At 73.0% G+C, this 20,566-nt stretch carries 17 protein-coding genes, 1 tRNA gene and 1 pseudogene; 9 read left to right on the forward strand and 10 right to left on the reverse strand.

Features of this window, described 5'->3' with window-relative positions; genetic code table 11:
- Positions 1 to 106 precede the first annotated feature (106 nt).
- Both PJ985_RS07100 and PJ985_RS07105 read left to right on the forward strand, forming a co-directional pair.
- Positions 107 to 688, forward strand: a complete 582-nt coding sequence (locus PJ985_RS07100) for an RcpC/CpaB family pilus assembly protein (RefSeq protein WP_271682717.1) — start codon at positions 107 to 109, stop codon at positions 686 to 688.
- 57 nt (positions 689 to 745) lie between these two features.
- Positions 746 to 1,279 (forward strand): MscL family protein, encoded by a 534-nt coding sequence (locus PJ985_RS07105; RefSeq protein WP_271682718.1) that lies wholly within the window; start codon positions 746 to 748, stop codon positions 1,277 to 1,279.
- Between the two features lie 69 nt (positions 1,280 to 1,348).
- Here PJ985_RS07105 and PJ985_RS07110 read toward each other — a convergent pair whose 3' ends face one another.
- Both PJ985_RS07110 and PJ985_RS07115 read right to left on the reverse strand, forming a co-directional pair.
- Positions 1,349 to 1,534: a hypothetical protein gene (locus tag PJ985_RS07110; RefSeq protein ID WP_271682891.1), complete on the reverse strand. Its 186-nt coding sequence runs from the start codon at positions 1,532 to 1,534 to the stop codon at positions 1,349 to 1,351.
- Positions 1,535 to 1,597: 63 nt separating this feature from the next.
- Positions 1,598 to 2,026 (reverse strand): annotated as a pseudogene (locus tag PJ985_RS07115) (AMP-binding protein); the annotation flags it as partial.
- 66 nt (positions 2,027 to 2,092) lie between these two features.
- On the opposite strand from PJ985_RS07115, the gene PJ985_RS07120 reads away from it, so the two are divergent.
- Positions 2,093 to 3,139, forward strand: a complete 1,047-nt coding sequence (locus PJ985_RS07120; RefSeq protein WP_271682719.1) for a P1 family peptidase — start codon at positions 2,093 to 2,095, stop codon at positions 3,137 to 3,139.
- 81 nt (positions 3,140 to 3,220) lie between these two features.
- Here PJ985_RS07120 and PJ985_RS07125 read toward each other — a convergent pair whose 3' ends face one another.
- Complete coding sequence (locus PJ985_RS07125; protein ID WP_271682720.1) at positions 3,221 to 4,246, reverse strand: sigma-70 family RNA polymerase sigma factor; 1,026 nt, start codon at positions 4,244 to 4,246, stop codon at positions 3,221 to 3,223.
- Positions 4,247 to 4,911: 665 nt separating this feature from the next.
- Here PJ985_RS07125 and PJ985_RS07130 point away from each other — a divergent pair.
- The 4 genes from PJ985_RS07130 to PJ985_RS07145 all read left to right on the forward strand — a co-directional run bounded on the left by PJ985_RS07130 (position 4,912) and on the right by PJ985_RS07145 (position 12,005).
- On the forward strand, positions 4,912 to 6,174 hold the full coding sequence (locus tag PJ985_RS07130) for a M6 family metalloprotease domain-containing protein (protein WP_271682721.1): 1,263 nt from the start codon (positions 4,912 to 4,914) through the stop codon (positions 6,172 to 6,174).
- Positions 6,175 to 6,287: 113 nt separating this feature from the next.
- Positions 6,288 to 7,727: an FtsW/RodA/SpoVE family cell cycle protein gene (locus PJ985_RS07135; RefSeq protein WP_271682722.1), complete on the forward strand. Its 1,440-nt coding sequence runs from the start codon at positions 6,288 to 6,290 to the stop codon at positions 7,725 to 7,727.
- A gap of 37 nt (positions 7,728 to 7,764) precedes the next feature.
- On the forward strand, positions 7,765 to 8,964 hold the full coding sequence (locus PJ985_RS07140) for a M20 metallopeptidase family protein (protein WP_271682723.1): 1,200 nt from the start codon (positions 7,765 to 7,767) through the stop codon (positions 8,962 to 8,964).
- 170 nt (positions 8,965 to 9,134) lie between these two features.
- Positions 9,135 to 12,005, forward strand: a complete 2,871-nt coding sequence (locus PJ985_RS07145; RefSeq protein ID WP_271682724.1) for a cation-translocating P-type ATPase — start codon at positions 9,135 to 9,137, stop codon at positions 12,003 to 12,005.
- On the opposite strand, the gene PJ985_RS07150 is transcribed toward PJ985_RS07145, so the two are convergent.
- Positions 12,002 to 13,096: a nitroreductase family protein gene (locus PJ985_RS07150; protein ID WP_271682725.1), complete on the reverse strand. Its 1,095-nt coding sequence runs from the start codon at positions 13,094 to 13,096 to the stop codon at positions 12,002 to 12,004. The genes PJ985_RS07145 and PJ985_RS07150 overlap by 4 nt on opposite strands.
- 352 nt (positions 13,097 to 13,448) lie before the next feature.
- On the opposite strand from PJ985_RS07150, the gene PJ985_RS23320 reads away from it, so the two are divergent.
- Positions 13,449 to 14,621 carry a CBS domain-containing protein gene (locus PJ985_RS23320; RefSeq protein WP_333909839.1) on the forward strand — a complete coding sequence of 391 codons (1,173 nt, stop codon included), beginning with the start codon at positions 13,449 to 13,451 and terminating at the stop codon, positions 14,619 to 14,621.
- A gap of 64 nt (positions 14,622 to 14,685) precedes the next feature.
- Here the strand turns inward: PJ985_RS23320 and PJ985_RS07165 are convergent, their stop codons facing one another.
- The 3 genes from PJ985_RS07165 to PJ985_RS07175 form a co-directional block, all read right to left on the reverse strand.
- Entirely contained in the window at positions 14,686 to 15,765 is a 1,080-nt protein-coding gene (locus tag PJ985_RS07165) for a zinc-dependent alcohol dehydrogenase family protein (protein ID WP_271682726.1), read from the reverse strand.
- A gap of 83 nt (positions 15,766 to 15,848) precedes the next feature.
- Positions 15,849 to 16,733, reverse strand: a complete 885-nt coding sequence (locus PJ985_RS07170) for a universal stress protein (RefSeq protein WP_271682727.1) — start codon at positions 16,731 to 16,733, stop codon at positions 15,849 to 15,851.
- A gap of 187 nt (positions 16,734 to 16,920) precedes the next feature.
- On the reverse strand, positions 16,921 to 17,232 hold the full coding sequence (locus PJ985_RS07175) for a DUF427 domain-containing protein (protein WP_271682893.1): 312 nt from the start codon (positions 17,230 to 17,232) through the stop codon (positions 16,921 to 16,923).
- Between the two features lie 370 nt (positions 17,233 to 17,602).
- On the opposite strand from PJ985_RS07175, the gene PJ985_RS07180 reads away from it, so the two are divergent.
- Positions 17,603 to 17,675 (forward strand) — tRNA-Arg (locus PJ985_RS07180).
- 81 nt (positions 17,676 to 17,756) lie between these two features.
- Here PJ985_RS07180 and PJ985_RS07185 read toward each other — a convergent pair.
- Genes PJ985_RS07185 through PJ985_RS07195 form a run of 3 tightly spaced genes read right to left on the reverse strand, consistent with a single transcriptional unit; the run spans position 17,757 to position 20,469 of the window.
- Positions 17,757 to 18,914 carry a tyrosine-type recombinase/integrase gene (locus tag PJ985_RS07185; protein ID WP_271682728.1) on the reverse strand — a complete coding sequence of 386 codons (1,158 nt, stop codon included), beginning with the start codon at positions 18,912 to 18,914 and terminating at the stop codon, positions 17,757 to 17,759.
- A complete protein-coding gene (locus PJ985_RS07190; RefSeq protein ID WP_271682729.1) occupies positions 18,914 to 19,126 on the reverse strand; it encodes a helix-turn-helix domain-containing protein in 213 nt (70 codons plus the stop codon). The genes PJ985_RS07185 and PJ985_RS07190 overlap by 1 nt, the downstream gene beginning before the upstream one ends.
- Positions 19,123 to 20,469, reverse strand: a complete 1,347-nt coding sequence (locus tag PJ985_RS07195) for a replication initiator (protein ID WP_333909840.1) — start codon at positions 20,467 to 20,469, stop codon at positions 19,123 to 19,125. Before PJ985_RS07195 ends, PJ985_RS07190 begins: the two co-directional genes overlap by 4 nt.
- Between the last annotated feature and the right edge of the window lie 97 nt (positions 20,470 to 20,566).

Here is a 20,566-nt window from a genome sequence, read left to right on the forward strand (position 1 = left end):
CAGCTCCGGCAGCTCCGGCAGCTCCGGCAGGGGACGGTGTTGTCCCCAGGCCCCGGGTTCTCCACAGGCCCCGGCGGAATCCCGTCGGGGCTGTCACGGTGAGGGCATGAGCCCCCCGGACCATCGCCTGCCACCTCCCCCGCCCCCGCTGTCCCGTCCCGCGCCCTGCCCGGTTCCGGAGTTCGACCCCGTACGCCCCCGGGGCGCCCGGCACCGGCTGCGCCGTGCGGTGCGCCGGCGCAGGCGGGTGATCGCCGTGACGCTCGCGGTCCTCGCCGCCACCCTGGCGGTGGCCGTGGACCGGGAGGCGGCCCCCGCCCACCCGCCCGGGGGCACCGCGACCGGGGAGCCGCAGCAGCGGACCGGTGGGCCGCCGGAAACGAAGCCCTCGCCGGAGGCGCTCGTCTCTGCTCCGGTGCGGATCGCGGACGCCGCTGCAGCCGGGCTGCTGGAGCCCGGCGACCTGGTGGACGTGCTGGCCGCCGGGCCGGTGGCGCCCGGGGATCCCCCGCCGGAGGCCCGAGTGGTGGCACACCGGGTCCAGGTGATCGACGTGCCCCCGGCCGTGGACCATGCTGCCGGGGGCGGGGACGACGGCGCGCTCGTGGTACTTCTGGTCCCGCGGCCTGCCGCGGCCGAGCTCGCCGGAGCGGCCTGGGGGTCGCACCTCACGGTGACCCGCTGGTGAGGCTCTGGGCGTTGCTGCAGGCAGTACGGCGGCGGACACCGCATCGGACCGAGAGAAATGAGCAGTTCGTTGAGCGAGGGCAAGCAGGGCGTGCTGGCGGGATTCAAAGCATTCCTGATGCGCGGGAACGTGGTCGAGCTGGCCGTCGCGGTGGTGATCGGGGCCGCCTTCACCAAGGTCGTGAACGCGGTGGTGGAAGGGGTGATCAATCCGCTGGTGGGGGCCTTCGGCACCCAGGACCTGGAGGCCTATCAGTCCTGCCTCAAAGGCCCGTGCCAGACCGACGCGGCCGGGGAAATCGTGTCCGGGATCCCGATCGGCTGGGGCACCGTGCTGAGCGCCGCACTCACCTTCGTCCTCACCGCGGCCGTCGTGTACTTCGTGATGGTTGTGCCCATCAACCGGTACAAGGCCCGGCTGGAGGCGCGGAAGCCGAAGGAGGACGCCCCCCTCGCCAAAACGGAGCTGGACCTGCTCACCGAGATCCGCGACGAGCTGATCGCCGCCCGGCGCCCGGCCGGCGAACCCGTGAGCCTGGCCGCCCAGCGTGCCGCCACCGAGGTCACCGAGCGAGGCGAGGAGCCCCGCTGACCCCGGCGGCCGGACCGCCGGGCCACGAACCCCGGGCGCGGCCCCACCGGGCACCGGAAGCCCCAGGGGTCAGAGGTGGTGGGGCGGCTTGTCGTCCAGGAAGCGGCGAAGGTCGGCGGCGCTCCCGCCGAGCTCAGCCGGCTGCTCGCCCCAGCCCTCGTCGCTGTCGTCGGCCGAGGGGCCCGTGAGCGGATCGTCGAAGATCAGGGACGGCGGCTTCTGCTGTCGCCGGGGAGGCGGCGTGGTGCTGCTCATCCCCTCAGCGTACGGCCGGCCGACCGGCGGCTCGGTCGCCAGCGCCTCGTGCCACCAGTGGTCACGGCCGGGTGACCAGGGCACCGGCCCGGCCACCTGAGGGACGACCAGAACTCCGCGCACCCCGGGGCAGTCCCGCAGCGCCCGGTCCAGGCGGGCCTTGACGGGCACGACGCCGTCCTCCTCCCGGCAGTTGTCCGCGGTGATCACCAGCCGGACGCCGGAGGACTGAAGACGCTCCCGGAGGACGTGCACCGGATCCCCCGCCGCCAGCGTGAGCCGCCGCGCGTCCAGGGAGCCGCAGGCCAGCGTGGCGACAACCGACTCGAGGCCGATCGGCAACAGCACCGCCACCGCGTCCCCCTCCCCGATCCCCCTCCGGGCGAGCGCCCCTGCCGCCCGCCGGCCCTGGTCCAGCAGTTGGGCATGGTCCAGTATCTCGGCCGGACGGATGCCCCCGACGCCCGGTACCCCGGTCAGTTCTGCGGTCATGCAGGCAGTGTCGCGAGCGCCGATCAACAGCTGATGAACGTCCACTGCACGTGATACGCAGGAGCCATGCGTGACTCACTGACGGATGTTTCGGGGCTGCGGGTGGGCCACGCCCAGCGCGCCGGGGACGGCTGGCTGACCGGTGTGACGGTGGTACTGCCACCCGAGGGCGGGGCGGTGGCCGGCGTGGACGTCCGGGGCGGCGGGCCCGGCACCCGGGAGACGGACGTGCTCGACCCGCGGAACCTCGTGGAGCGGATCGACGCGGTGGTGCTGGCCGGTGGCAGTGCCTTCGGGCTGGCCGCGGCCACCGGGGTGATGGACTGGCTGGAGGAGAACGGCCGCGGTTTCCGGGTCGGCCCGGACCCGGCCCAGGTGGTGCCCGTGGTACCCGCGGCCGTGCTGTTCGACCTCGGCCGGGGCGGCGACTGGCGCGCCCGCCCGGATGCCGCGCTCGGCCGGGCGGCGGCGGAGGCCGCCGGCCAAGTGGTCACCGAGGGCAACGCCGGGGCGGGCACCGGGGCGTTGGCCGGAGGGATGAAGGGCGGGATCGGCACGGCGAGCACCCGGCTTCCGTCGGGGGCCGTCGTCGCGGCCCTCACCGCGGTGAACGCGGCCGGGTCCCCCCTCGACCCCGACACCGGAGCCCTCCACGGCGACCCGCGTCACATCCCGCCGCCCGCTCAGCACGCGGAGGCGCGCCGGCGGCTGGCCGCCGCACAGCAGGAGTCCGGCCGCCGGATGGCGACGTCCCTGGGCCCGCCGCTGAACACCACGCTGGCCGTGGTGGCCACCGATGCCACGCTCACCCCGGCGCAGGCGCAGAAGCTGGCGGGCACCGCGCACGACGGGCTGGCCCGGGCGGTCCGGCCGGTGCACCTGATGACGGACGGCGATACCGTCTTCGCGTTGTCCACCGCGGAACGGCCGCTGCCGGAGTCCGAGTTCCCGGGCGCCGCCCTGAACGAGATCCTGGCGGCGGGGGCGGACGTGCTGCGGCGGGCCGTCGTCCGGGCAGTGCTGGCCGCGGAGACCACGGACACCCCCGGCGGGCTCTTCCCCTCGTACCGGGACCTCTATCCGCCGGCGGAGGCTCCCGCCGGGCGTGAGTGAGGCGGACGGGGGCGAGCCGGGCAGGGGTGAGCCCCGGCGTCGGGGGAGGCACCGGGGCTCAGCAGGTGGGCGACGGGCCGGTCAGGCCGCCGCATCGAAGCCGCTGGCGTCAGCCATCCGCTTCAGCTCCATCAGGGCGTGCTTCTCGATCTGCCGGATCCGCTCCCTGGTCAGGCCGTGCTGCCTGCCGACCTCGGTCAGCGTCCGTTCCCGGCCGTCCTCGATGCCGTACCGCGCGCGGATGATGGCGGCGGTGCGCTCGTCGAGCCGTCCGATGAGGTCTTCCAGACCCTCCCGACGCAGCATCACCAGCACCGACTGCTCGGGGGAATCGGCGGAGGTGTCCTCCAGGAGGTCCCCGAACTGGGTCTCCCCCTCGTCGTCGACCGACATGTTCAGGCTGACCGGGTCGCGCGCCCAGTCCAGGACATCCTGCACCCGCTCGGGGGTGGATCCCAGCTCGGCGGCGACCTCGCCGGGCTCCGGGTCCCGGCCGTGCTCGCGGTTGAACTCCCGCTGCACCCGCCGGATTCTGCCCAGCTCCTCCACGAGGTGGACGGGCAGCCGGATGGTGCGCGACTGGTCCGCTATCGAGCGGGTGATGGCCTGCCGGATCCACCAGGTGGCGTAGGTGGAGAACTTGAATCCCTTGGTGTAGTCGAACTTCTCCACCGCGCGGACCAGACCTGCGTTGCCCTCCTGGATCAGGTCGAGCAGGGGGAGCCCGCTGCGCGGGTACCGCCGTGCGACGGCAACCACCAGCCGGAGGTTGGAACGGATGAAGGTGTCCTTGGCCCGTTCGCCTTCGACCGCCAGAGCCTCCAGCTCCTTACGGCGGGCGCGGGCGGCGGGCGAGCCGGAAGCCGGCTCCTCCTCACCGTCGAGAATGCGCTGGGCGTAGAGCCCCGCCTCTATGGCGAGGGACAGATCCACTTCCTTCGCCGCGTCCAGCAGCGGAGTACGGGCGATCTCGTCGAGGTACATGCCCACCAGGTCGCGCTCCGTGGCATCCCCACTTGCGCTTGGCCGGGCACGGCTCGCCGGTTCGGCGTCCTTCACGGTGCCGGTGGCGGCGTCCTGGCGGCGGGCGACGGCACGGGTTGCCATACGTGCTCCCTTGCGAGTGATCAGAATGATGCACTGGTCTGTGGATGACCGGAACGCCCCCTTGCATCCCGCATCCATAACAAATCAACGAGGGGAATCCGGACAGAATTCCCAAGCAGCGCATCTTTTTTTCTGTGATGCAGTACCCTGCACGGCTCGCACACCCGACCTGCCCGGGTTCGGGGCCTCTGGCCCCACCCCCTCCTCCTGAGGACGAACGGCGCCGCCCGATGGTTGCCGAGCGCCCCCGCCTGTCCCCGGGAAGCGCACTGCCTTCCGGGACGGACCCTTCCGGCAGTGCCGAGCGGCCGGTCCGGCGGCGGTCCGGTTCCCCGGACCGCGACCATCTGGCACAGACGGTGCGCGAACGCCCCGCTCCACCACATGGGTGATAGCCGCTGTCATGGGCGGGTTCCCGATCCCGGGACCGCAAACCCTCTTCCCGGCACCCGCCGCCCTCACCCACCGCCCCACCACCCCACCGCCCCACCGCCCCTCACCCGGCTGCCGCGCCCGGCAGGCGCCCCCGGGCGGCCCGGAACAGAGTGGATCCCATCCCCGCACGGGGCCTCCCGCAGTCACCCCCGGTGACTGCGGGAGGTCGCGGGAGGTCGCGGGAGACCGAGGAAGACCGAGGGAGACCGCCTTCGAAGGGGCCGCAGCCGATGCCGGAGATACCCAGCCGACGTGCCGTACTCGCCGCCGCCGGGTCCCTGGCCCTCCTGTTCAGCACCACCCCCGGCACCGTCGACGCCCTGCCGGACCTCTCCCCGGGCGGCTGGCCGGCGGCAGCGGCTCCGGGTCCCGCGCAGGTGACGGCCTGCGCGCCGCCCGGCGGAGGCGGGCTGAACGCGGGCATACCGACGGCCTCCCGCTTCGCCCGGTCCCACGGAACGGTCACCGCGCTCACCCTGTTCATCGACTTTCCCGGCTCAGAGGCCCGGGTCAGCACGGAAGAACGGTTCGCCGAGTTCTTCCCCGCCACCCGGCAGTACTTCGCCACCAGCAGTCACGGCCGCCTGGACTACCGGCCCGAGCCCGTGCACCGGTGGCTGCGGATGTCCCAGCCCTTCGAGAGTTACGGCATAGACCGCGGGGTCGGCTGGCACCCCGCCGACCCCGACGGCTACAACCGGCTGGTGCGCGAGATAGCCGAGGCCGTGCGCGACGAGGTGGACTTCTCCGCCCACGACCTGGTGAACGTGCTGGCCGCCCCGCACGCCGGCCCCTCCGCGGTCGAAAAGGTGCTGTCGGTGTCCTTTCCGGGACGCCCTCTCCTGCACACCCCCACCGGTCCGGTGCAGAACATCAGCTTCATCTGGAGCCGGCAGCCCGGCGACAGCCCGCACCGGGTCCTCGTCCACGAGAACGGCCACGCCTTCGGGCTGCCCGACCTGTACTGGACCGCCCCCGGCGAAGCACCCCTGCTCGCCGGCCACTGGGATGTCATGGAACAGGACTGGGGACCCAGCAACGACTTCCTGGCCTGGCACAAATGGAAGATGGAATGGCTCACCCCCGATCAGGTCGACTGCGTCGCCGGCCCCGGCGTCACCGAGCACCTGCTCTCCCCCGGCGGGGAACCGGGCGGCACCAAACTGGTGGCCATCCGCACCGGCCGGCACGAGGTGCTCACCGCGGAAGTCCGTGCCCGCAGCGAACTGGACCGCATGGTGTGCCGTCCCGGAGTGCTCCTGACCCGCGTGAACACCGCCGTGTCCACCGGGGAGGGCCCGGCCCGGGTGATCGACTCCACCCCGGACAGCGGCGGCTGCCAGTCGCTCCCCGACCCCCAGGTGACCGCCGAGCTGACCGACGCCCCGTTCCTTCCGGGAGAAACCTTCCGGGACCGCGAGGCCGGCGTCCGGGTCGATGTCCTGGAAGCGAAGGACGACGGCAGCCACCGGGTCCGGATCACCCACGACTGACCCCGCTCCCCGGCTCCGGGCGTCCGAGTGCCCGTGAGCTTGTTAGATTTCGCTACGGCGCCAGGAGCCGGGGGCGCCGATCGGACCGGGGGCGAAACGGGGCAGGGACGCGTGTGAAAACGAGCACGAAGACGGAGATCCAGAGCTGGATCGCGCACCGTCGCAACACCGAACTGCTGCTGGTGGTGTTCGCGGTCATCATCGTGATCTTCGGGCACGCCGCCGTCGGCTTCGCGCTCCACGACGCGATGCCCTCCGGTCTCCCCGTCTACGGGCTGGGGCTGGGAGCCGTCGCCCTGGCCGCCCACCTCGCGGTGCGCCGGTTCGCCCGGTACGCCGACCCGCTGATCCTGCCCGTCACCGTGCTGCTGTGCGGGCTCGGCCTCATTCTCATGGACCGGCTCGACCACGCCTACGCGGACCGCGCAGCCGGCACCTACCAGGCCGCCCCGGTGGCCCCCGGCCAGGCGATCTGGACGGTCATAGGCGCGGCACTGATGATCGCGGTCGTCATCCTCCTCAAGCACCACCGGCTGCTCCAGCGCTACACCTACCTCGGCATGGCCGCGGCGATGATCCTGCTGGTGCTGCCCGCCTTCTTCGGCGCCGACCAGTTCGGCGCCAAACGCTGGATCAGCATCGGACCGCTGTCGGTCCAGCCCGGCGAATTCGTCAAGGTCATGATCGTGGTGTTCTTCGCCAGCTACCTCATGGCCAACCGGGACGCCCTGGCCCTCGTCGGGCGCCGCTTCCTGGGACTGGCCCTGCCCCGCGGGCGCAACGCCGGACCGGTGCTGCTGGTGTGGGCGGTCAGCCTCGTCGTCCTCTTCTACCAGCGCGACCTCGGCACCTCACTGATCTTCTTCGGCGCCTTCATCGTCATGCTGTACATTGCCACCGAGCGCACCAGCTGGGTGGTCCTCGGCGGGATCATGGCCATCGGCGGGGCTGCCGTCGTCTCCGCCACCCAGCACCACGTCAAGGGCCGCGTGCAGGCGTGGCTGGACCCGATGGCGATCTTCCTTCCCGAGGCCGAGCGGCCGGCGGGCCTGATCTCCGACCAGTCCGCGCAAGCGTTGTTCGCCTTCGGGGCCGGTGATCTCACCGGCACCGGGCTGGGCGAAGGGCACTCCTACCTCATCGGCTTCGCCGGGCGCAGCGACTTCATCCTCGCCACCGTCGGCGAAGAGCTCGGGCTGGTCGGTGTCACCCTGGTGATCTTCCTGTACGTGCTGCTCATCCAGCGTGGCCTGAGCACCGCGATGAAGGCCACCGACCCGTTCGGCAAGCTGCTGGCCGCCGGGCTGTCGTCCGTGCTGGCCCTGCAGGTCTTCGTCGTCGCCGGCGGCGTGACCGGCCTCATCCCGCTGACCGGCAAGGCGCTGCCCTTCCTCGCCCAGGGCGGTTCCTCGACCGTCGCCAACTGGCTGCTCATCGCCCTGCTCATCAAAGTCAGCGACAGCGCCGGGAGAGCCTCCACCGAACCGGAGGGCAACGCTACGATCCTGACTCCAGTGGTCCAGGATCCCGGCACCCGACCACCGGGCGGCTGACCGCCGCACCACCAGCCGGACTCCCACAAGGAGCGCCATGAATCTGCGTGACGACGCGCGTGCCCTGTCCCCCGACCTCACCCGCCTGCGCCACACCCTGCACCGCATCCCCGAAGTGGGCCTCGACCTGCCCCGCACCCAGGAAGCGGTCCTCACGGCGCTGGACGGGCTGCCGCTGGAGGTGTCCACCGGCGCCGGCCTCAGCTCCGTCACCGCGGTGCTGCGCGGAGCCCGGCCCGGCCCGACCGTGCTGCTGCGCGGGGACATGGACGCGCTGCCGGTCACCGAGCGCACCGGCCTGGACATCGCCGCCGAGGGTGACCGGATGCATGCCTGCGGGCACGACCTGCACACCACGATGCTGGCCGGTGCGGCGCGGCTGCTGTCCGCACACCGCGACCGGCTCGCCGGGAACGTGCTGTTCATGTTCCAGCCCGGGGAGGAAGGCTTCAACGGTGCCGGGCACATGCTCGACGAGGGCGTCCTGGACGCCACCGGCGACCGGCCGGTGGCCGCCTACGCCCTCCACGTCACGTCCGGCAACTGGCCCGCCGGCACCTTCGCGACCAGGACCGGGCCGATCATGGCGTCCTCGAACGTACTGAAGGTGACCGTGCACGGCGCGGGAGGGCACGGCTCGGCCCCGCACCAGGCGAAGGACCCGGTGCCGGTGGCCTGCGAGATGGTGACGGCCCTGCAGACCTGGGTCACCCGCAACATCGATGTCTTCGACCCGGTCGTGGTGACCGTCGGCGCCTTCCACGCGGGCACCCAGGCCAACATCATCCCGGACACCGCGGAGTTCACCGCGACACTTCGCAGCTTCTCCCCGGAGAACCTGGAGAAGCTGCGCGAGGGCACCGTCGCCGTCTGCGAGGGCCTCGCGGCTGCCCACGGGCTGCGGGCCGACGCGCACTTCATCGACCAGTACCCGGTCACCGTCAACGACCGGGCGGAGTCCGCGTTCGCCGCCGACACCGTGCGTGAGGTGCACGGCGAGGAGCACTTCGCGCCGATGGACCACCCGATCCTGGGCGCCGAGGACTTCTCCCGGGTCATCGCCGAGGTACCCGGGGCCATGGTGTTCCTCGGGGCCACCCTGCCGGACCGCGACCCGGAAACCGCGCCGAGCAACCACTCACCGCTCGCCGCCTTCGACGACGCGGTGCTGGCGGACGGCACGGCGCTCTACGCCGAGCTGGCCGCCCGCCGGCTGGCCGTGGCCGCCGGGAGCTGACCCGCCGCGGCGGCGTCCCGGCCGCGCGACTCGGACGGGGAAGGGCCGGGCGGATCGTCCGGCCGGCCCATCCGGCCCTGCCCGCCCGCCCGGGCCCTGCATACCCTGAAGCCTGAGCAGGCGCCCGGATGCGGCCGGGCACCCGCGTCGGCACGGGCGGAGGCACCGGGGTGACGGCGGATCTGGCGGATCATGGCTCCGGCGGCCCGGCAGGGCTGTCCACGCGGGAGGCCGCCCGGCTGCTCGTCTCGCACGGACCCAACACGATCGCCGCCGAGCGCCGCGTCCCGTTGTGGCACCGGGTGCTCCAGCAGCTGCGCGACCCCCTGATCCTCGTGCTGCTGGCGGCCGCCACCCTGACGATCGCCACCAACGATCTTGCCGACACCTCGATCATCATGCTCGTCGTCATCGTCAACACCGTGGTGGGAGTGGCACAGGAGATCAAGGCCGAGCGGGCCGTCGCCGCCCTGCGGGCGCTCAGCGCACCCGTCGCCCGGGTGGTCCGGGACTCCCAGGAGCGGTATGTGCCCTCGGCCGAGGTGGTGCCCGGCGACCTGCTGCTCCTGGCCGAGGGGGACATCGTGCCCGCCGACGGCGTCGTCCTGGAAGCGGCCCGGCTGCTGATCGACGAGTCCTCGGTGACGGGCGAGTCGGAGCCGGTGGAGAAGACGGCGGTGGCGGGGCAGGCGCCGACGCGGACGACGCCGGTGCCCGTCCCGGAGGGTGACGGGCCCCCGGCGAGCGCCCCGGACGGCCCGCGGCCGGCGGAACCGTCCCCCGCGGGCACCGTGTCGGCGGGCACCGTGTCGGCGGGCACCGTCGTGGTCCGGGGCCGCGGGCGCGTCTCGGTGACCGCGACCGGGGCGGACAGCGCCACCGGACGCATCGCCGCACTCCTGCGAACCGGACCGGGCCTGACGCCGCTGCAGCGCAGACTGGCCGCGTTCGGCAGGGTTCTCGCCGCCGCGGTCGTGGTGCTGTGCGCCCTGGTCCTGCTCCTCGGCCTGCTGCGGGGGCAACCCTGGGACGTGATGGTGGTGACCGCCCTGAGCCTGGCCGTCGCCGCGGTACCCGAGTCACTCCCTGCCGTCGTCACCCTGTCCCTGGCCCTGGGCGCCCGCCGGATGGTGGCCCGCCGGGCCATCGTCCGGCGCCTGCCCGCGGTGGAGACGCTCGGCTCGGTGACCGTGCTCGCCACCGACAAGACCGGCACCCTGACCGAAGGCCGGATGGCCGCCGAAGCGCTGTGGACACCGGAGACCACGGCCGTGGTCACGGGCACCGGGTACGCCCCGGAGGGCCGCGTGCTGCGCGACGGCCGGACCGTCACGGCGGAGGAGGCGCCGGACCTCGCCGCGCTCCTCGAAGCGGCGGTGCTGTGCAACGACGCGGGCCTGCAGCCTCCAGGGGATGACGACCGTCCGTCGTGGCTGGCGCTCGGTGACCCCACCGAGGCGGCCCTGCTCACCGCCGGTGCCCGGCTGGGACTGCACCGAACCGTGCTGGAGCGAGCGTGGCCCCGGGTGGACGAGGTCCCGTTCGACAGCTCCCGCAAGCGCATGACCACCGTGCACCGCGGTCCCGACGGCAGTGCACGGGTGATCAGCAAGGGGGCACCGGAGGTCATGCTCACCGCGCACGTGCTGACCGGCTCCCCGGAGGAGCTCGCGCGGGCCGTCACCCATGCCGACCGGCTGGCGGCCGACGGATACCGCGTACTCGCCGTCGCCGCGGACACCCTGCCGGGCGACGTCGCCGGAACCGGCGCGGCGGTCACCGGGCCGGCGGGAGCGGACACGCCGGGACCCCCCACGGCCGGGACGGAACCCGGTCCGGTGGACGGCTGGGAGTCCGGCCGCCTCGGGCTGCTCGGGCTCGTCGGGATCCTGGACCCGCCCCGGGCCGCCGCGGCGGCCACCCTGGAAGCCTGCACCCGCGCAGGCATCATCCCCGTCCTCATCACCGGGGACCACCCCTTGACCGCCCGGGCGGTGGTCCGGCGGCTGGGCATCGCGGACGGCGACCGGGTCGTCACCGGGGAGCAGATCCGCAGCGGAGAAGCCGGCGACCTGACCGAGGCCCGGATCTTCGCCCGCACCAGCCCGGAGCAGAAACTGGACATCGTGCAGGCCTGGCGGGCGGCCGGCCATGTGGTGGCCATGACCGGCGACGGCGTCAACGACGGCCCGGCGCTGCGCAGGGCCGACATCGGGGTCGCCATGGGCCGGCGCGGTACCGAGGTGGCGCGCCAGTCCGCCGACCTGGTCCTCGCCGACGACGACCTGGGCACCGTGGTGGCGGCCGTGGAGGAGGGACGCCGGGTCTACTCGAACGTGCGGCGGTTCCTGCTGTACGGGATCTCCGGGGGCGCGGCGGAGGTCGCGGTCATGCTCATCGGCCCGTTCCTGGGCATGCCGCTGCCGCTGCTGCCCGCGCAGATCCTCTGGATCAACCTCCTCACCCACGGGCTGCCGGGGGTGGCGCTGGGCGCGGAGCCCGGCGGCCGGGACGTAATGCGGGACCCGCCCCGGCCGCCCGGGGAGAGCGTGCTGGGCGCCGGACTGTGGCCCCGCGTCCTGCTCATGGGGACGGTGATCGCCGCCGTCACCCTGGCCGCCGGTGTCTGGGCGCACCAGACGGACCGGCCCTGGCAGACCATGGTGTTCCTGGTCCTGGGAGCCACTCAGCTGGGCGTCGCACTGGGGTCCCGGGCCCGTCCCGGAACCTGGTCCAACCCGTTCCTGCTGGTGGCCGTCGCCACGGCGCTGGCGCTGCAGATCGCCGGGGTGTACTTCCCGCCCCTGCGGGCTCTGCTGGGCACCGAGCCACTCGCCCTCACCGAACTGCTGATCGCCTGCGCGCTGTCCGTGGTCGGCTACGCCGCCATGCGTCTGCAGCGATGGCTGCTGCCGGAGCACACCGCCGGCCGGCGCCCCGGCAGCCCTTCCGGCCCGGCGGACGCACCGGGTTCGGTGGCGGTCGCGGCTCCGGTGGCGCCGCAGCCGAACCCGGCGGACCGCGACGGCGGGCACCGCTAGCGCGTCACGGCCTCCGGCCGGTCCCGCGGCGTGGCCGCCCCTTCCGGTCCGTAGCCGATCCGCACCAGCGTCTGCGGGGTCCCCCGGCCGTGCAGCGGATCGCGGAGCAGCCACCGCAGGTCCGTCCACTCCGTCGCCTGATGCAGGAGAGAGGCCCGCAGGCCGTGCGCGGTGAGGAGGAGCAGGACGTACTCCAGCCCTTGACCCGTCTTCAGCCAGTCGATCGAGCCGTCACCGCGAGTGGACAGCAGGAGCAGCCGGGGGTTCGGCTCGAAGGGGGTGGCGGGCTTCTCCCGCTGCGCGCCGGTGAACTCCCGCACCGGCAGCCGGGCGGAGGCGTCCAGCGGCCCCAGCGCGGTGGCGGGGATGCCGTAGCGGCTCTTGCCGGGGTCGACGACCCAGGCGTCGGCCTCCTTCCGGCGGCCGGGCTCCTGCAGGTTGTACCGCTCGGCGTCGGCGGTGAGCTCGAGGAGCCGGGCGGTCTCCGCCTCGTCCGGGAGGAGGATCCCCACGTCCTCCCGGTGTGCCGCCTCGACGAGCTCGTCGAGGACCTCCTGCGGCACCGGGCGGCCGGTGAACGGCTTGCGGCTGCTGTGCCGCTGCCAGAGGGGCTCGTAGAGGTCCGGCAGCGCGGCCGGTGTTCCCGCCGCGGCGGCGGCCTCCGGGCCGTCCGGGGCCTGCTCCCCCGCCGCCCCGTTCGCCGCCGTCACGCCATTCCCGGCTGCCGCACCGTTCCCGGCCGGGTCGGCACTTCCGGCCACCGGGGCAGCGGATTCCGGGCCGGCCAGCAGCACGGTCGCCAGCAGGTCGGGGTCCTCGCCGCCCGGCACCAGCCGGGCGGACGGGGTGAAGCCCAGCCGGGCGGCGGCGACCCGCAGGTTGAAGACGGCGGCGCCGATCGAGATGTGCAGGGCCCGGCCCTGCGGGTCGGTCTCGGGGAGCGCCCGTTCCCACACGGCGAAGATGTCGACGCTGCGTTCCCGGGAGTTGAAGCGGAAACGCCAGGGCTGGGTGTTGTGCACCGAGGGCGCGGCGGCCGCGGCGGCGAGCAGCGTCTCCTGCGCTTCGGTATCCAGGGTTGGTACCGGCATGGGAGAGACCTCTTCCGGATGTCAGAACAACGCGTCGGGGACGGAAATCTACCTCCCAGCATCGCGCGATCCACCGGAGGCTGCCAGCACCCACGCTCCCGGTGCCGCCATGGATCAGGTACGCCGCCCGCACGTGGCCCACCGCACGCCCCGGCGCCACCCCGGCAGGGCTTCCCCGGCTCCCGCCGGGGTGGTCTAAGGTGAGTCCGAGGGACGCCGGGAACGCGTGGAGCAGCGGTGATGCCGCATCCGCCCGGATCAGGGTCCGCAGGCAGCGGGCAGTCCTTCTTGGCCACTTGCACGTGCGGCGCAGACCCGGCACGCGGCGCACTCCCCACCCAGGAGGTGCTGAATGACCGCGAGCCGCGTCCTCGAGGCCCTGCCGGCCGACGCTCGGGCCCGGTTGCTGGAGCTGGCCCACGAGACCGTGTTCCCTTCCGGCACCCGTCTGTTCGAGGAGGGTGACGCGGCGGACCGCTTCTGGATCATCCGCTCGGGTGCCGTGGCGCTGGACCTGCACGTCCCCGGGGTCCGGGCGCCGGTGCTGGAAACGGTGGGTGCGGGCGAACTGCTGGGCTGGTCCTGGCTGGTACCGCCGCACCAGTGGCGGTTCGGGGCACAGGCCAAGGGGGCCGTGGAGGCACACGAGTTCGACGCCGCCGCGGTACGGGACCTGACCGAGCAGGACCCGGCCTTCGCTGCCGCGCTGCTGCGGCAGGTCACCGAGGCGCTGGCCCACCGGCTGGCGGGGGCCCGCGAACGGGTCCTGTCGCTGTACGGGACCGGGCCACGGCTGGTACGGCCGACCTCCCGGCCCGGGGGCGGCGAACCGGGCGCGGCCGACGGCTCCGTCCCCCGGCACTCCGGCCCGTTCACCGTGGGCGACGTCATGACCTCGGAAGTCGTCGCGGTGGACGGGACCGCGCCGTTCCTCGTCATCGCGGAGGCCCTCCGCCGCTGGAAGGTCAGCGCCCTGCCGGTGATCGAACGGAGCGGCCAGGTGGTCGGGATGGTGTCCGAGGCCGACCTGATGCGCAAGCAGGAGTTCCGCGACCGCCGCCCGCTCCTGATGGACGAACTTCGGGGCCCGGGAGATCTGAACAAGGCCCGTGGCCTGACCGCGGAACAGCTCATGTCCTCGCCCGTGGTGACGATCCGTACCGGCGCCACCGTCGCGGAAGCGGCCCGGCTCATGGCGCGCCACCGGGTCAAGCGGCTGCCCGTCACGGATGAGGCGGGACGGCTCAACGGCATCGTCAGCCGCGGTGACCTGCTGGTGGTGTTCACCCGGGGCGACGAGGAGGTCACGGCGGAGGTGCGCACGCGCCTCGCGGACCTGCAGTGCTTCGCCGAGGTGCCGGACGTGCGGGTGGCGGACGGCGTGGTGACGGTGCGGGGGGTGCTCACCGACACCTCGCGCATCGGCCTGGTGGTGCAGGTGGCGCGTTCGGTGGAGGGCGTGGTCGACGTGGTTCCGGAGCTGACCGGCCGGCGGGCGCCGGCCGCCCCGCCCCCGGCGGACTGAACACCGGCGAGGGCCGGCCGGCCGCCGGGGCGTCCTGCCGTCCCGCCGTCCCGCTGTCCTGCTGTCAGACGTCGGTCGGACCGACGACCTCCCGGCTCCCCTCCGGTTCGGCGTTGAGGATCACCTTGAGCGCCGCGGTGGTGGCCGGGCTGGAGAAGACCCGGTAGGCCTCCTCCACCTGGTCGAGCCCGAAGCGGTGGGTCAGCAGGTCCCCGGCCGGCAGCCGGCCGGCCGCCAGGAGTTGCAGCAGCCGGGGCGTGGAGTACGAGTCGACCAGACCGGTCGTGATCGTCACGTTCTTGCCCCACAGGTCTTGGAGATTCAGCGTCGCCGGCTTGCCGTGCACGCCGATGTTGGCCACCCGGCCGCCCGGGCGGACCAGCCGGGTGCACAGCTCGAAGGTCTCCGGCAGCCCCACCGCCTCGATGACGGTGTCGGCGCCCAGCCCTCCGGTGAGGTCGCCGACCAGCGCCTCCGGATCCTCCGCCGGGTCACCGATCACGTCGGCCCCGAACCGCTTCGCCGCCTCCAGACGCGGGGCGGCCGGGTCCAGGACGATCACGCGGCCCGGCGAGAACAGCATGGCCGAGGCGACAGCGGTGAGACCGATCGGCCCGGCCCCGACCACCACCACGGTGTCCCCCGGCCGCACAGCGCCGTTCAGCGCTCCGACCTCGTAGGACGTGGGGAAGATGTCCGAGAGCAGCACCGCCTCCTCGCTGGAGACGGTGCCGGGCAGCAGGTGGGTGGACATGTCGGCGAACGGCACCCGCACGTACTCGGCCTGGGTGCCGTCGATCAGGTGCCCCAGGATCCAGCCGCCGCCCCCGAGGCACTGCCCGTAGGCCGACTCCCGGCAGAACCGGCACCGCCCGCAGGCCGACACGCAGGACATCAGAACCCGGTCACCGGGCCGGACCGAGCGTACGGCGGAGCCGGTCTCCATGACCTCGCCGACCGCCTCGTGCCCCAGCACCGTGCCCGGCTGCACCTCGGGCACATCACCGCCCAGGATGTGCAGGTCGGTGCCGCAGATCGTGGTCGTCCCGACCCGGACGATCGCGTCGGTCGGCTCCTGGAGCGCGGGGTCCGGGCGGTCTTCCCAAGCTGACCGCCCGGCCCCGTGATAGACGAGCGCTTTCACTGACAGCCCCTCTCCTCGGCATACCCGAAATCCACCTTATGGGAGAAATCAGACCATCGCGCGCCTGGGCTGCCGCCACCTGCTCAGGGGTGCGGGACGGCCACCACCGGGCAGGGGGAATGGTGCAGCAAGGCATGCACAACCGGCCCCACCAGCGGACCCACCCCGGCCGCCCGGCCCCCGCGCCCGACAACGACCAGGTCCGCGTCCACCGCCGCCTCGACCAGCACCTGCGCGGCGCTGCCCGGCACCGGCTCCTCGATCACCTCCACCTCCGGATAGCGCTCCCGCCACGGCCGGAGCGTGTCGGTGAGCGCGTCGGCCAGCAGCCGGGCCATCTGGTCCGTGGCCTCCGGAGCGTTGTCCGGCAGCACCACATAGGCCGTGGGGATCGACGCGTAGGAAGGCACCGGAGGCGTCCACGCGTACACCACCCGCAGCGGCTTCCCGCGTGTCCGGGCCGCCGCGAAGGCATACCCCAGCACCTCCTCGTCCGGGTGCTCCGTCCGCTTCAGGCCGAGCACCACTTCCCGGCCCCGGGGCCGGTCGGTGTCCCCGGCCCGCACCATGGTCACCGGGCACCGCGCCCGCGCCAGCACGGGCAGGCTGACCGAGCCGAGCAGGAACCCGGTAAACGCACCCAAGCCACGCGTGCCCAGAACCAGCAGCCCGGCCGTCTCCGACGCCGCCAGCAACGCCTGCACGGGCCCCTCGGCGACCGCCTCCGTGGAGACGGTCAGACCGGGGTACCGGACCGCCAGATCCGCCGCCGCCTCCTCCAGCACCTGATCGGCCTGCCGCTGCTGCGCGGTGGAGTCGGCCAGCATCGGATCACGCGGGGACATCCGCCCCCAGGCGTGCACCAGGCGCAGCAGCCGTCCACTGCTCAACGCCTCCTGTGCGGCCCACTCGACAGCGGCGCGGCCCTCTTCCTGGCCCTCCACGCCGACCGTGACACTTCCGTCCACCGGTACCTCCCTCGTCACCTCCGGCGTACCCGGAAACCGCGCGGGGTACCGCGGTGCCGCCGGGGTGCGGAGGACATCGTGTACGGCCACTGTGGTCGACCCTGCCCTGCCCGGGGACGCTGCCCGCGCGTGGGCCGTGCCGAGCCGGCGCGCGAGGGTGGGACGCCCCGCCGGGCGGTGCACGCGGTCAGCGGTCCCGCGCTGGCTTCTGTTCGCGGGTGCCCTCGACGGTGACACCGTTCCAGAAGGCCACATGATCCTTGATGCGGCGAGCGAGCGGGCTGGGACGCGGGTAGTACCAGGCCGCGTCCGGGACTGTGACCCCGTCAACGGTCACCGTGCGGTAGCGGGCGACGCCCTTCCAGAAGCACAGGGACTTCGTCGTGCTCTCGGTGAAGTATTCGCGCTTCAAGGATTCGGGCGGGAAGTAGTCATTGCCCTCCACCCGCTCAGTGCGCGGCGTTTCGGCAATCACTGCACCATTGAAGACCGCTCGCATCACGGCGGACCCACCTTCCCTCACTCGACGGCAGTGCCGGCCGGACACCGACCGGTCAGTCCGGTCCGGGCCACGAGGACCCCACCGGCCTGCAACCAGGGAACCCGGCAACCCTGCCCGGACATTCCACGACGGCACAACCCGCTGAGCAGCGCCCCCGACCCGGCTCCTGCGCCCGACGACGCCCTGCCGCCGCCCGACGCACCGGACTCCCCGCGCGCACCTCAGCACCCGGCGTGCACCCCGCCCCTGCTACATCCGCTACCCTGTCCGGGACCGTTCTCCGGAACGGCGCCAGGCCTTGTCCGAGCAGGCGTGTACGTCAGGGCCACATGCCCAACACGACCGTCCACACCGCACGCAAGGCCCGGCCTCCGTAGCTCAGGGGATAGAGCACCGCTCTCCTAAAGCGGGTGTCGCAGGTTCGAATCCTGCCGGGGGCACAGACCGAAGGGCCAGCTCAGGAGGCATTTCCTCCCAGACTGGCCCTTCGTCGTGTCGGGGGTCGTGCCACACGCGTGCCACTACGTCCGCTCGGCGTCCTCTCCGGTGGAGCCGGAAGCCACTCCCCCGCCGCTCCGGATCATGGCCCCAAGCCGGTCGGCGATGGCCCGGTCCCGGTCGCTGGTCATGTGCTGGTAGATCAGCGCGGCCCGGGAGCTGCTGTGCCCCATCCGCGTCATCAGCTCCCGCGTACTGGCCCCGGCCGTCGAGGCCAGCGTGTTGCCGGTGTGCCGCAGATCGTGGAAGTGCAGCTCGGCCGTGACCCCCGCAGCCTTCCGGGCCTCGATCCAGTCGTCCCGGAAGTTGCTCCGCCGCAGCTGTCCACCCTGCGGTCCGACGAAGACGTGCCCGTCACGGCCGGGAGCTGCGAAGTGCTCCAGGTGGTGCTTGAGCGCTTCGAGCAGTTCGGCAGGGAAGGAGACAGAGCGCACCCCGGCCGCGGACTTCGGTGCCTTGTCGAAGAGTCGGCCGTCCTGCAACTCTGCCTGGGCACGGCGAACCGTGAGAGTCGGCCCGTCGAGGTCGATGTCCCGGCGTCGCAGGGCGGCCAGCTCGCCGAAACGCAGGGTGGTGAAAGCCGCCAGGAGCACGAGCAGCCGATAGCGCGGCGCGATGGAGTCGGCGACGGCGAAGACCTCAGCCACCGTGAGAACCGGCCGTTCCGGCACGTCGTAGCGGTCCGCACCCTTGACGCGGCACGGGTTGCGCCGGATCAGTTCGTCATCCACGGCCGTGTTCATCAGGGCGCGCAGCAGTTGGTACGCCTTGACCACCGTCGGTTCCCCGACATCGGCCGCCAGGAGTTTGCCACGCCAGCCGCGCACCCGGGCCGTCGTCACGTCCGCCACGCTCCCGGCCCCGAAGGTGGGCAGGATGTGCAACCGCATGACCGACTCGTTGCGCTCCCGGGTGCGGTCGGCGAGCTTGCGATCCCGCAGCCACGCGGCGGCGTACTCACCGAAGTTCACCGCCCCGGCGTCCGGGTCGGACCACTGTCCGCGCGTGATATCCGACTCGATGTGTGTCAAGGCGAGCTGGGCATCGGTCTTGGTGGCGTACGTCTTCTCGGCCGGACGCAGTTGTCCTGTTTCCGGGTCCCGGTAACGGACCTGCCAGCGACCGGACGGAAGCCGCCGGACCGAACCGAAGCTCCGCCGCTTCCCCTTCCCGTTGGCCATCAGGCAGCCCTCCGCAGAGAGTCGCGCCGGTGGCCGATCGGCCGCACCGTGTTGGCGTCGATGAAAGCGTTCAGCGCGCTCTGAGGGATACGGACGTGTCGGCCGACCTTGACGAACACGATCCGCCGCTCGGCGATCAGGCGCCGGGGAAAGCGGGCCGTTGTGCCCAGCAGTTCGGCCACTTGGTCAACGGTGAGATAGCGGTCGCTCATCGGGAGGACTCTCCTTTCGGAGCCGGTGTTAGGGAGTCGGCGAGCCATTCCTCACCGGGGGTGAGGCCGGTTCCGGCGTAGATCCAGTGGCCGAGGACCAGGTTGGTTTCCTCGGTCGGTTCGGGGGCGGGTTCGGTGTCGGTGGGGGCGTCGCCGTGTGCGAGGGCGGCTTGGAGTCGGCGCCATTCGGCACGGGCGGTGCGCAGGGCGCCGAGGGTGGTGGAGTAGGCGCGGGACTTGGTGGAGAAGTGGCCCCGGAAGCCGAGCATGTGGGCCCAGGCCCGTAGGCGGAGGTCTTCCAGTTCCTTGCGGGCGCCGAGGGTCCAGGTGGTCCGGATCAGGCGTCGGGCGTGGTCGGGGAGGTCGAGGCCCACCAGTTCGGCGAGGAAACGCAAGGGGCGGTCGAGAGTGCCGGTGGCCGCTTCGGCGCCCTTGGTGGCGTACTTGGCGATGTAGCCCGCCACGGCCTGTTCGTTCAGTTCGGTGCCAGCATCGAGGTCGGGGCCGTGGATGGGGCGGATGTCGAGTTGTCGGCCGAAGGCGAAGGTGTGTGCGCGGCCGTCGAGGACGGGGCCGGGGATGCTCGCCCGGGTGACGGCGGCTTCGATGGCGTCGGTCAGCAGCTCGACCGTGGCCCAGGGCGGGGGCGGGGTCTGGCCGCCTCGGGGTCCGTCGAGGCGGATGACGGCGTGGAAGTGGACCGCGCCGCGTCGTTGATATTCGGCGACCTTGGCGAAGGAGATCCGGGCGTGGTCGGCGAGGGCGCGTTGGGGCAGTCCGGCGCGGTGGGCGATCTCGCGGCGCAGGTGGATGGTGAAGCGTCGCCACAGTGCTCCGGCGTGTGCGTTCCACAGCACGGCTGCTTGGTAGTCGTAGCGGTCGGGGTTGATGGGTGTGCCGAGGGCCGGGTCGTCGGGGGCGTGGCGGAGGCCGCAGCGGCACGGGCGGACGAGTCGGCCGGGTCGGTTGTGGACGGCGCCGAAGCCGGGGGCGGTGAGGGTGGCGAAGACGCGAGGGTGCGAGGCGACGGTTTCGGGGGTGCCCTTCCCACCGCGCAGTCCGGCGGTGATGAGTTGGTAGGTGTCGCGGCGGTAGGTCTCCGCGCAGGAGGGGCAGCGGGTGGCGCGGCGGTTGTTGCAGCGCATCAGGAGGTGTCCGGCGGGCAGGTCGGTGGAGTCGAGCCGTCGCAGGGCGGGGCCGATTTCACCGGTGGTGGTGTTGAGGGTGTGGTCGGTGCGGTGGCCTTCCAGGCGTATGGGTTGGCGGCAGCCGCCGAGGGAGGTGAGCTGTCGGGCGAGGGCGGGCAGGTCGCCCAGGGAGGCGAGGAATCGCAGTGCGGGCAGCGGCGGGGGTGCGGTGCGGGGGAAGATGGTCGTGCTCCTTCGCGGCGTGTGTCGTGAGGGGGTGTGCTCCCGGGGCGGCGGATGCTTGGCGGTATCG

Source organism: Streptomyces sp. ACA25 (assembly GCF_028200735.1).
Classification (GTDB): Bacteria; Actinomycetota; Actinomycetes; order Streptomycetales; family Streptomycetaceae; genus Streptomyces.

What these genes read in the sequence shown, in the direction of transcription:
- PJ985_RS07100 (WP_271682717.1), top strand. Translation starts at nt 107, where the DNA reads ATGAGCCCCCCGGACCATCGCCTGCCACCTCCCCCGCCCCCGCTGTCC.
- PJ985_RS07105 (WP_271682718.1), top strand. Translation starts at nt 746, where the DNA reads ATGAGCAGTTCGTTGAGCGAGGGCAAGCAGGGCGTGCTGGCGGGATTC.
- PJ985_RS07110 (WP_271682891.1), bottom strand. Translation starts at nt 1,534, where the DNA reads ATGAGCAGCACCACGCCGCCTCCCCGGCGACAGCAGAAGCCGCCGTCC.
- PJ985_RS07120 (WP_271682719.1), top strand. Translation starts at nt 2,093, where the DNA reads ATGCGTGACTCACTGACGGATGTTTCGGGGCTGCGGGTGGGCCACGCC.
- PJ985_RS07125 (WP_271682720.1), bottom strand. Translation starts at nt 4,246, where the DNA reads ATGGCAACCCGTGCCGTCGCCCGCCGCCAGGACGCCGCCACCGGCACC.
- PJ985_RS07130 (WP_271682721.1), top strand. Translation starts at nt 4,912, where the DNA reads ATGCCGGAGATACCCAGCCGACGTGCCGTACTCGCCGCCGCCGGGTCC.
- PJ985_RS07140 (WP_271682723.1), top strand. Translation starts at nt 7,765, where the DNA reads ATGAATCTGCGTGACGACGCGCGTGCCCTGTCCCCCGACCTCACCCGC.
- PJ985_RS07150 (WP_271682725.1), bottom strand. Translation starts at nt 13,096, where the DNA reads ATGCCGGTACCAACCCTGGATACCGAAGCGCAGGAGACGCTGCTCGCC.
- PJ985_RS23320 (WP_333909839.1), top strand. Translation starts at nt 13,449, where the DNA reads ATGACCGCGAGCCGCGTCCTCGAGGCCCTGCCGGCCGACGCTCGGGCC.
- PJ985_RS07175 (WP_271682893.1), bottom strand. Translation starts at nt 17,232, where the DNA reads ATGCGAGCGGTCTTCAATGGTGCAGTGATTGCCGAAACGCCGCGCACT.
- PJ985_RS07185 (WP_271682728.1), bottom strand. Translation starts at nt 18,914, where the DNA reads ATGGCCAACGGGAAGGGGAAGCGGCGGAGCTTCGGTTCGGTCCGGCGG.
- PJ985_RS07190 (WP_271682729.1), bottom strand. Translation starts at nt 19,126, where the DNA reads ATGAGCGACCGCTATCTCACCGTTGACCAAGTGGCCGAACTGCTGGGC.